Origin of the sequence: Salinicoccus cyprini (genome assembly GCF_007713705.1) — a bacterium.
Classification (GTDB): Bacteria; Bacillota; Bacilli; order Staphylococcales; family Salinicoccaceae; genus Salinicoccus; species Salinicoccus cyprini.
In genome coordinates this window covers 1,208,633-1,217,395 of sequence record NZ_VMSJ01000001.1, presented here as the reverse complement: position 1 = coordinate 1,217,395, position 8,763 = coordinate 1,208,633, and the positions used below count along the sequence as shown (strand labels likewise).

General features: G+C 47.4%; 5 protein-coding genes, 24 tRNA genes, 1 rRNA gene, 1 pseudogene and 1 riboswitch. Of the genes and pseudogenes, 29 read left to right on the top strand and 2 right to left on the bottom strand.

Going from position 1 to position 8,763, the window contains the following annotated elements; genetic code table 11:
- Positions 1 to 211 precede the first annotated feature (211 nt).
- From rrf to FO441_RS06080, 27 genes are all read left to right on the top strand, one after another.
- A 5S ribosomal RNA gene (rrf, locus tag FO441_RS06210) occupies positions 212 to 326 on the top strand.
- A gap of 25 nt (positions 327 to 351) precedes the next feature.
- Positions 352 to 427 (top strand) — tRNA-Val (locus FO441_RS06205).
- Between the two features lie 7 nt (positions 428 to 434).
- Positions 435 to 510: transfer RNA gene (locus tag FO441_RS06200), tRNA-Thr, on the top strand.
- 20 nt (positions 511 to 530) lie between these two features.
- Positions 531 to 603, top strand: a tRNA-Lys gene (locus tag FO441_RS06195).
- A gap of 5 nt (positions 604 to 608) precedes the next feature.
- A tRNA-Leu gene (locus FO441_RS06190) sits at positions 609 to 693 on the top strand.
- Positions 694 to 696: 3 nt separating this feature from the next.
- Positions 697 to 771 (top strand) — tRNA-Gly (locus FO441_RS06185).
- A gap of 7 nt (positions 772 to 778) precedes the next feature.
- A tRNA-Leu gene (locus FO441_RS06180) sits at positions 779 to 867 on the top strand.
- 19 nt (positions 868 to 886) lie between these two features.
- A tRNA-Arg gene (locus FO441_RS06175) sits at positions 887 to 960 on the top strand.
- A gap of 12 nt (positions 961 to 972) precedes the next feature.
- Positions 973 to 1,046 (top strand) — tRNA-Pro (locus FO441_RS06170).
- A gap of 14 nt (positions 1,047 to 1,060) precedes the next feature.
- Positions 1,061 to 1,142, top strand: a tRNA-Leu gene (locus FO441_RS06165).
- Between the two features lie 24 nt (positions 1,143 to 1,166).
- Positions 1,167 to 1,242, top strand: a tRNA-Ala gene (locus tag FO441_RS06160).
- 22 nt (positions 1,243 to 1,264) lie between these two features.
- A tRNA-Met gene (locus tag FO441_RS06155) sits at positions 1,265 to 1,338 on the top strand.
- Between the two features lie 5 nt (positions 1,339 to 1,343).
- Positions 1,344 to 1,420, top strand: a tRNA-Ile gene (locus FO441_RS06150).
- Positions 1,421 to 1,441: 21 nt separating this feature from the next.
- Positions 1,442 to 1,534, top strand: a tRNA-Ser gene (locus tag FO441_RS06145).
- Positions 1,535 to 1,550: 16 nt separating this feature from the next.
- Positions 1,551 to 1,624: transfer RNA gene (locus tag FO441_RS06140), tRNA-Met, on the top strand.
- Positions 1,625 to 1,646: 22 nt separating this feature from the next.
- A tRNA-Asp gene (locus FO441_RS06135) sits at positions 1,647 to 1,722 on the top strand.
- Positions 1,723 to 1,736: 14 nt separating this feature from the next.
- Positions 1,737 to 1,812: transfer RNA gene (locus tag FO441_RS06130), tRNA-Phe, on the top strand.
- Positions 1,813 to 1,820: 8 nt separating this feature from the next.
- Positions 1,821 to 1,896: transfer RNA gene (locus FO441_RS06125), tRNA-Thr, on the top strand.
- 17 nt (positions 1,897 to 1,913) lie between these two features.
- Positions 1,914 to 1,994 (top strand) — tRNA-Tyr (locus FO441_RS06120).
- A 5-nt stretch (positions 1,995 to 1,999) separates the two neighbouring features.
- Positions 2,000 to 2,073, top strand: a tRNA-Trp gene (locus FO441_RS06115).
- 5 nt (positions 2,074 to 2,078) lie between these two features.
- Positions 2,079 to 2,154 (top strand) — tRNA-His (locus tag FO441_RS06110).
- A 4-nt stretch (positions 2,155 to 2,158) separates the two neighbouring features.
- A tRNA-Gln gene (locus FO441_RS06105) sits at positions 2,159 to 2,230 on the top strand.
- Between the two features lie 6 nt (positions 2,231 to 2,236).
- Positions 2,237 to 2,310: transfer RNA gene (locus tag FO441_RS06100), tRNA-Cys, on the top strand.
- An 11-nt stretch (positions 2,311 to 2,321) separates the two neighbouring features.
- Positions 2,322 to 2,396 (top strand) — tRNA-Arg (locus FO441_RS06095).
- Between the two features lie 18 nt (positions 2,397 to 2,414).
- Positions 2,415 to 2,499, top strand: a tRNA-Leu gene (locus tag FO441_RS06090).
- 405 nt (positions 2,500 to 2,904) lie between these two features.
- Positions 2,905 to 4,047 carry an alcohol acetyltransferase gene (locus FO441_RS06085; protein WP_246095024.1) on the top strand — a complete coding sequence of 381 codons (1,143 nt, stop codon included), beginning with the start codon at positions 2,905 to 2,907 and terminating at the stop codon, positions 4,045 to 4,047.
- Complete coding sequence (locus FO441_RS06080; protein WP_145287221.1) at positions 4,034 to 4,693, top strand: DUF6320 domain-containing protein; 660 nt, start codon at positions 4,034 to 4,036, stop codon at positions 4,691 to 4,693. The genes FO441_RS06085 and FO441_RS06080 overlap by 14 nt, the downstream gene beginning before the upstream one ends.
- Before the next feature lie 43 nt (positions 4,694 to 4,736).
- On the opposite strand, the pseudogene FO441_RS12685 reads toward FO441_RS06080, so the two are convergent.
- Positions 4,737 to 4,885, bottom strand: a pseudogene (locus FO441_RS12685) (sporulation protein Cse60).
- A 112-nt stretch (positions 4,886 to 4,997) separates the two neighbouring features.
- Between FO441_RS12685 and FO441_RS06070 the strand changes: the two are divergent.
- Positions 4,998 to 6,710 carry a S9 family peptidase gene (locus FO441_RS06070; protein ID WP_145287219.1) on the top strand — a complete coding sequence of 571 codons (1,713 nt, stop codon included), beginning with the start codon at positions 4,998 to 5,000 and terminating at the stop codon, positions 6,708 to 6,710.
- Between the two features lie 32 nt (positions 6,711 to 6,742).
- On the opposite strand, the gene FO441_RS06065 is transcribed toward FO441_RS06070, so the two are convergent.
- Positions 6,743 to 7,849: a 5-methyltetrahydropteroyltriglutamate--homocysteine S-methyltransferase gene (locus FO441_RS06065; protein WP_145287216.1), complete on the bottom strand. Its 1,107-nt coding sequence runs from the start codon at positions 7,847 to 7,849 to the stop codon at positions 6,743 to 6,745.
- 81 nt (positions 7,850 to 7,930) lie between these two features.
- Positions 7,931 to 8,028, bottom strand: a riboswitch (SAM riboswitch).
- A 177-nt stretch (positions 8,029 to 8,205) separates the two neighbouring features.
- Between FO441_RS06065 and FO441_RS06060 the strand changes: the two genes are divergently transcribed.
- A complete protein-coding gene (locus tag FO441_RS06060; protein WP_145287213.1) occupies positions 8,206 to 8,736 on the top strand; it encodes a YceI family protein in 531 nt (176 codons plus the stop codon).
- The last annotated feature ends 27 nt before the right edge of the window (positions 8,737 to 8,763 follow it).

The following is an 8,763-nucleotide window of genomic DNA, read 5'->3' as shown; positions in this document are numbered from 1 at the left end:
GGTTCGGCGTGCAAGTGTGGCGACACATTCAGCGGACGAATACTAATCGATCGATGACTTATTCAAATAAATGAAAACCGTGTTTGGTTTTCTGCGCAGCGCATTGTTTCTATCCGGTTTTGAATGTGCATGAGCTGCTTGATGCTTCAGCATTTAGCAGGTCAGTACGCCGCATTGGCGGCGCTACCGATGTACTTTCAGTTTCATATTGTCCGGTGGCGATGGCGGAGAGGCCCCACCTGTTCCCATGCCGAACACAGCAGTTAAGCTCTCCAGCGCCGATGGTAGTTGGACTGACGTCCCGTGAGAGTAGGACGCCGCCGGGCAGTATACATTTTAATATTAATCTTTGGAGAATTAGCTCAGCTGGGAGAGCATCTGCCTTACAAGCAGAGGGTCGGCGGTTCGAACCCGTCATTCTCCACCATTCATTCGCCGGTCTAGCTCAATTGGCAGAGCAACTGACTTGTAATCAGTAGGTTGGGGGTTCGATTCCTCTGGCCGGCACCATTTAATCATTATATGTATATGAGCCATTAGCTCAGTTGGTAGAGCATCTGACTTTTAATCAGAGGGTCAGAGGTTCGAATCCTCTATGGCTCACATATGCGGGTGTGGCGGAACTGGCAGACGCACTAGATTTAGGATCTAGCGCCTTCGGGCGTGGGGGTTCGACTCCCTTCACCCGCACCATTCGCGGAAGTAGTTCAGTGGTAGAACATCACCTTGCCAAGGTGGGGGTCGCGGGTTCGAATCCCGTCTTCCGCTCCATTATTACGCCGGGGTGGCGGAACTGGCAGACGCACAGGACTTAAAATCCTGCGGTAAGTAATTACCGTACCGGTTCGATTCCGGTCCTCGGCACCAGTTTAAAACCTTATATGATGCGCCCGTAGCTCAATTGGATAGAGCGTTTGACTACGGATCAAGAGGTTAGGGGTTCGACTCCTCTCGGGCGCGCTTTAATAATCACGGGAAGTAGCTCAGCTTGGTAGAGCACTTGGTTTGGGACCAAGGGGTCGCAGGTTCGAATCCTGTCTTCCCGACTCATAAGAAATATGCGGGTGTGGCGGAACTGGCAGACGCACTAGATTTAGGATCTAGCGCCTTCGGGCGTGGGGGTTCGACTCCCTTCACCCGCATCGGAATTTCTTTTATCATAAAATGGGGGCTTAGCTCAGCTGGGAGAGCGCCTGCTTTGCACGCAGGAGGTCAGCGGTTCGATCCCGCTAGTCTCCACCATTTTACTCAATATAATTTTCATGGCGGCGTAGCTCAGCTGGCTAGAGCGTACGGTTCATACCCGTGAGGTCGGGGGTTCGATCCCCTCCACCGCCATTATTGGACCTTTAGCTCAGTTGGTCAGAGCAAACGGCTCATAACCGTTGGGTCGCAGGTTCGAGTCCTGCAAGGTCCACCATGCTTTAATTGTATATCATACGGAGGAATACCCAAGTCTGGCTGAAGGGACCGGTCTTGAAAACCGACAGGGGCTTAACGGCTCGCGGGGGTTCGAATCCCTCTTCCTCCGCCATTTTTATTATTATTATCGCGGGATAGAGCAGTCTGGAAGCTCGTCGGGCTCATAACCCGGAGGTCGGTGGTTCAAATCCACCTCCCGCAATTTTCTTTTTTTATTTATATGTGGTCCCGTGGTGTAGCGGTTAACATGCCTGCCTGTCACGCAGGAGATCGCGGGTTCGATTCCCGTCGGGACCGCCATTCTAATAAGCAGTGGTTCAGTAGCTCAGTCGGTAGAGCATGTGATTGAAGCTCACAGTGTCGGCGGTTCGATTCCGTCCTGAACCACCATTTGTGTTGCCGGTCTAGCTCAATTGGCAGAGCAACTGACTTGTAATCAGTAGGTTGGGGGTTCGATTCCTCTGGCCGGCACCATTTTTTCAGTGTATCATGGAGGGGTAGCGAAGTGGCTAAACGCGGCGGACTGTAAATCCGCTCCTTCGGGTTCGGCAGTTCGAATCTGCCCCCCTCCACTTATAGGGGTATAGTTCAATGGTAGAATAGAGGTCTCCAAAACCTTTGATGTGGGTTCAATTCCTACTACCCCTGCCAAGATGGCGGTTGTGGTGAAGTGGTTAACACACCGGATTGTGGTTCCGGCATGCGTGGGTTCGATCCCCATCAGCCGCCCCATTATTGGGCTATCGCCAAGCGGTAAGGCAACGGTTTTTGGTACCGTCATGCGCAGGTTCGAATCCTGCTAGCCCAGCTTCAAGGCGCCATAGCCAAGTGGTAAGGCCGAGGACTGCAAATCCTCTATCACCGGTTCAAATCCGGTTGGCGCCTCCATTAGTTAGATTGCGGAAGTAGTTTAGTGTTCAGAACAGGCTTCTACCTGAAGCAAGACATAGGTTCAAATCCTATCTTCCGCTCCATAAATTTGTTAATACTGGGCCACCGTGGCGGAATTGGCAGACGCGCTGGACTCAAAATCCAGTTCCCTTTGTGGGAGTGTCGGTTCAAACCCGACCGGTGGTATTAGAAGTCTTCTATTAAATATAAATGGTATATCTAAAATTGCCGATGGCGGTCAGGATGAAACATTTCATCCTGACCGTCTTTTTTTGCGACTTGAAACAAGAAGGAGGAGATAATACGAATACTAAAGAAAAACCGAAGAACGTTGCATTACTGGTCAAGGAAATACTTCAAAGGCGATAGACGCTTCTGAGTGATCACCTGATACAAGCATTACACTTCCAAATATGTCATACTGGCATGAAGGCCATAGAGAGGAAGGAATGCTGCATGTCAGATCAGTGGTATAAGATTGATAATACAGGAAAGATTTTTCATGCGTTATCAAACGCGGAAAATTCCTTTGTTTTCAGAGTCTCTATGATTTTGACGGAAAGAATAGATCGAGAGGTGCTTCAGCAAGCATTGGATCAGATTGTCCGCCGTTTTCCAACATTGACTGTTTCACTGAGGAAAGGGCTGTTCTGGGATTATCTTGAGAAGAATGATCAGAAGCTCATGGTGCAGGAAGAGGAGACCTACCCCTGTGCCCCCATTAATCTAAAAACCAGTAGCGGATACTTGATCCGTGTCATATACTATAACAACAGAATATCTTTTGAAGTTTTCCACTCCCTTACGGATGGCAGTGGTGCGATGGAATTTCTGAAGACGCTTGTCTACCAGTATCTGCTTCTCAAAAGGAAAAATATTCATCATGATAATATGATACTTCTGCCACAGGATCTACCAGGTACAGAAGAAATCGAAGACAGCTTCGAAAAGTATGCTTATAAGAATGATAGAAAGTCGATCAGAATGAAAGAAGATCCTGCCTATCAGATTACAGGTACAGCACTTGATACTGCAGGTATCAGTGTCATCCATGGTATAATGGATGGAAATGCTCTGAACCGTCACGCAAAAGGTCACAGCACGACACTCACTGCGTTTCTGACAGCGCTTCTGATCAAGGTCATCAGCAACCAGCATACGGGGCATGAACCGATAGCAGTCGCGCTGCCTGTCAATCTGAGACGTCAGTTCCCATCAAGGACGATGAGAAACTTCTTTGCGGTAGCCAATATAGGTGTTAAAGTGGAAGATGACACAAATTTCGAAGAGATACTTGATGAAGTTGCAATGAAGCTCGTATCCCGTACTGCCAAGGAAAGCCTGCAGAAGGGGATCAACCACCATTTCCAGCTGCAGAGAGGGATGATGACACGCATCATACCAATATTTCTCAAATATCCTGCAATGAGGTATGGATTCAATCACATCGGTGAGCGGACAAAGTCGATGACGCTATCGAACATGGGGAACGTAAAATTACCGAAGTCCATGGAAGCGTACGTTGAACGCATGGATATTGCCCTGTATCCAACAAGCAGAAGTCCAATCAGCTGTGCGGCCGGAACGATTAATGGCCGCATGACAATTACGTTTACACTGTCGATAGCGGAAACGGATATTGTAAGGGATTTTTTCATAGAATTGAAACGGTTGACCGGCCTTGAAATAGAGATCAATTCCAATGAGTGGGGGAACAGCAATGAACCATTGTGAACAGTGCACTATCAATACGAAGCATAATATATGTCCGCTATGCAGCCAGCAGTTGGCATCCATCGATTCCAAGATGGAGAATAGAACATATCCGGCTTATGACAGGCAGTCATTGGGCAAAAGAAAGGCACCGAGAATTGCGGTATTTGCAGGTCTTTCCATCATACTGGCATGCATATTCATCAATCTGATCATCATGCCGCATTTTCTATGGGTATTCTATGTCATGGGTTCTGTTGCCTATGCAGTGATTTCATTGAATCATACGATTCTGTCGAAATCCCATCTTGGCAGCAAGATTGTCGGCCAGGTTGCGAGTCTGACGCTGCTGCTCCTGCTTATCGATTCACAGTCGGGCTTCCTCAGGTGGTCGATCAACTATGCAGTCCCTTTCCTCATCGTTGCCGGTCTCGTGATGGTGACACTCTCAATCCTGACGAAGCGTCTTAAGTGGAAGGGGTATATCAGTTCCATCCTGATGATTGCACTGAGCTTTCTGCCGGCCGCACTGTATTTCTCGGGTCATGCTACAGTTATCTGGCCGAGTGCAGTCGCCAGTCTGTATGCCTTCATGCTGATTGTGTTTTTTGGTGTGTTTGCCCATCAGACCCTATGGACCCAGTTGAGCAGAAGACTTCATATATAAAGGCGAGAGCCCCCTGCTTCAATCGAAGTGGAGGGCTCTTTTATTATTGCCTATAGATGATCAGCACAGCAAGTGTGCTGCCATATGAGAACTTGATATCGATGATTTCTATCTGATGTTCTCATATAGAAATTCGTTCACTTTCTTATCAAGGCCTTTCTCCGTCATGGCACTTATGGTCTTCACCTTCATTAAGCTTCATCCCCTCGTTATCGTTTAATCATATTATCTCCTTAAATTGACTGAAAAGTCACGTAATAATGCGTCGGAAATGGTAAAGTAGTGGCTAAGGGGGAGATACGAATTGAAGGACTACATCAAATATATGAATCTCAAATATCATAGCGAAGAACAAAGCCTTTATTTCATCAGCAGTGAGAGTGGCACGCAGCAGTTATGGAAAATGAATATTGATGGCGGACAGAAGCAAAGGCTCACCGGATCTGATCAGAATGTAAAGAACTTCTGGATTGAGGGGGGCCATATTACAGTTGCAATCGACTATCATGGCAATGAAAGAAACCAGTATCATGCATTCGATGGCAAAGACCTGACGATGTTGACCGATCAGCCGGATTATTTTCATTATTTTGGCATGTACGATAAAGAGAAGCATACGTATACAGTCATCCGCAACCATCATGAATCCTCGGCTTTCGAATTATGCACAATCGATGAAGCGGGTGCTGTTGATATTATTCGCACTTTCGACGCTCCCGTCCATTTCATCCATGAACTGTCACGTGGACGGTTCCTGATGTCGACGGATGTGAATAATGTCGATCAGACGTTGATAATTTTTGACGCGGAGACGGGGAAAGTGAAGACACTCCAATTTCCACAGGCGAGGTATGCAAATTTCAAGTTTGTCCGGAATACATGCCTATGCCTCAGTGACCTGGCCGACGGTTTTAAAAATATATACGAAGTCGATCTCGAGAATGGTACATATGAGAAACGGACCAGCTTCCATTGGGATATCGAGCATTTCAAATTGTTTGAAGACAATCGCAGAGCGTTGCTGTCATGCAATGAAAATGGCTGCTCTTCGCTGTACACCTTGGATCTCGCAACATGGGAAGTGGCCGAACTGCCTTTTGAAAAGGAAGGTGTAGTCCATTCAATGGCTGTTGGGGAGGGTGATAATGTCTTTTTGATCTATTCCTCCGTGGATCAGCCCCACCTGATCCACCGTTATCACCTCACCCGGAAGAATTCTGAAGTGATTGCCGATAATGGGAAAGCTGAAAAAGTAGCGTGGCGCATGGCAGGCTATCCGTCGTTCGATGGATTGGAGATTCCATATTTCATCTACGAAGCAAGCTCGGCTGGAGGGGCTGTCATCCATATCCACGGCGGACCGGAATCACAGGCCAGACCGGAATTCAATGCACTCTACCATCGCCTGAACAGGGCCGGTCTCTCTGTGGCTGTACCGAATATACGCGGCAGTATGGGATACGGACGCGCCTATCTTGAAGCGGATGATAAGGAGAAGCGGCTTGCTGCGATGCAGGATATCGTGGAATTGAGACAGCATCTGATTGAAGCAGGGTATGCAGATGATTGGAATATCAGTGTAATGGGCAGAAGCTACGGTGGTCTGATGACACTGCTGCTGGTCACGCATCATCCGGATCTGTGGACTGCTGCAGTGGATATTGTCGGCATATCGCATTTAAGGACATTCTTTCGGCATACGCCCCCATGGAGACGCAGCCTGAGAGCAGCCGAGTATGGTTCCATAGAGGCGCATGGTGCGTTTCTGGATGATATCTCTCCGCTTTCCAGAAGCAGGGCAATCACTGCCCCTCTGATGATATTCCATAGTCATCATGATTCACGTGTGCCATATACTGAATCCGTGCAGATGGCGGACGCCATGACAGAAAGCGGGCAGGATGTAACTTTTACAGCCTATGGCAATGAAGGTCATACTTTCATGCATCGGGAAAACCTTCAGGATATGAACCGAAAGATTACTGAATTTCTTGCTGCGTACCACATAAAAGCGTAAAAATAGGAAGCACCGAAAGGTGCTTCCTATTTTTATTCACTCAACAGCTCGTCGGAAAGAGAAACGATATACTTCAATTTTGCCCACTGTGCTTCCTCTGTGAGCTCATTACCATGGTGTGTGGAGGCAAATCCACATTGAGGGCTCAGGCAGATCTGGTCTTTTGATACGTATTGTCTGGCTTCCTCGACACGTTCCTTGATAACATCAGCATTTTCCAGTTCACCATGCTTGGAAGTGAACAGGCCGAGAACAACCTGGGGGCCATTCTCAGGGATATGCGCCAATGGTTCAAAATCTCCGGAACGGTCATCATCATACTCGAGGAAGAAACCGTCCACCTGCTCTTTGGCGAACAGCACAGGAGCAATTTTGGCATAGCTGCCTTCAAATGCCCACTTGGATCTGTAGTTTCCACGGCACAAGTGAGTCGTCACTACAAGGTCATCCGGCTTCTTCTCAAGTGCACCATTGGCGACTCTCAATGCGAGGTCGATCAGCGTCTCCCTGTCGTAGCCGCTGTCATTGAACGGAACTTCAGGGGCACTGAGGCCGGCGATATACACATCATCCAGCTGGAGATATCGGCAGCCGGCATCGTAGAAGGCCTGTATGGCATCCTGATAGGCTTTGATGACATCATCCGCATATTCCTCGACGTCAGGATAGATATCGAGGTTTCTAACACCCGCATTGAACAGCTGGTTCGGGCTCGGAATGGTCTGTTTGGCTACTGCACGATCACCGACGATCTCCTTGAATTCCTTGAAGTCGGCCACGTGGGGATGGTCAGGGTTGAAAGATACTTTGCCGGTTACTCGGATGTTGTATCTTTCCGTTTCAATGCCGTCGAACTGGTAGCCGTGGTCCGGTATGTAGCCTTCCACACCATCCAGGTGCTCCAGGAAATCAGTGTGCCAGAAGCGGCGTCTGAACTCTCCATCTGTAACTGCTTTGAGTCCCACCTCGATCTGCTTGTCGACAACACGCTTGATCTCTTCTGTTTCAATCTCCCTCAGTTCTGCATAGGATATCTTATCCTGGGCGTAGTCCTTTCTCGCCTGGTGGATGCTGTCAGGCCGCAGAAGACTGCCCACATGATCCGCTTTGAATGGTGCCTGCACTGTAGTTTTTGTCATTTTAATCCCTCATTTTCAAATTTTAATATAATAAATCCCCAACTTATCCGGTTAAGATAAATTGGGGATGAACACCCGTTTATCTCATCTGCGAGCATGGCTCTCTGGATTTAGCACGACACTTCATGTACGTTGCTGAGGTTTCATCGGGCCAGTCCCTCCACCTCTCTGGATAAGAGTTGTAATTATTATATTAGTGAGTACTCTAAAGGATAAAGAATTTTCTGTCAAGTGAAGCAGTAAGATTGACTATAACCATTTTTATAAATAAAGTATAAATAACTTGCTAAAAGTAAGTAAGTATTGTAATATTGAATTGTCTTTAATTAGAGATAATATTTTCTGGAGGGATTACAATGACAAAATTCGTATCAGATCCAGCGCACTCCGAAGTCGGCTTTCAAGTTAAACATATGATGGTTTCAAAAGTGAAAGGGTACTTCGAATCATTTATATTTGAAGTGGACACAGATAAGCTGGAAACATTCGAGAATGCTGAAGTGTATGCAGAAATAGACGTAGAGAGCATCAGCACAAAAAATGCAGATCGTGATGCGCACTTGAAATCAGAAGATTTCTTCAACGTTGAGAAGAATCCCAAAATCATCTTCAAATCAAGCAACGTTACGAAAAATGGGGATACAGTGACCGTCGACGGCAATGCAACAATCAATGGCATCACCAAGGAGATGAGCATCGACCTGCAGTACAATGGCAAGGGCACAAACCCTTGGGGGCAGGAAGTGCATGGCTTTGAAACTGAGTTTACAATCAATCGTGAAGACTTCGGCCTGACATGGAACCAGCAGCTTGAAACTGGCGGTGTACTTGTCAGCAAGGACGTCAAGGCGATGCTCGAACTTCAGTTCTCCGAGCAGAGCAAATAGAATAGGCAGCATCCGGTTCAACTGGCC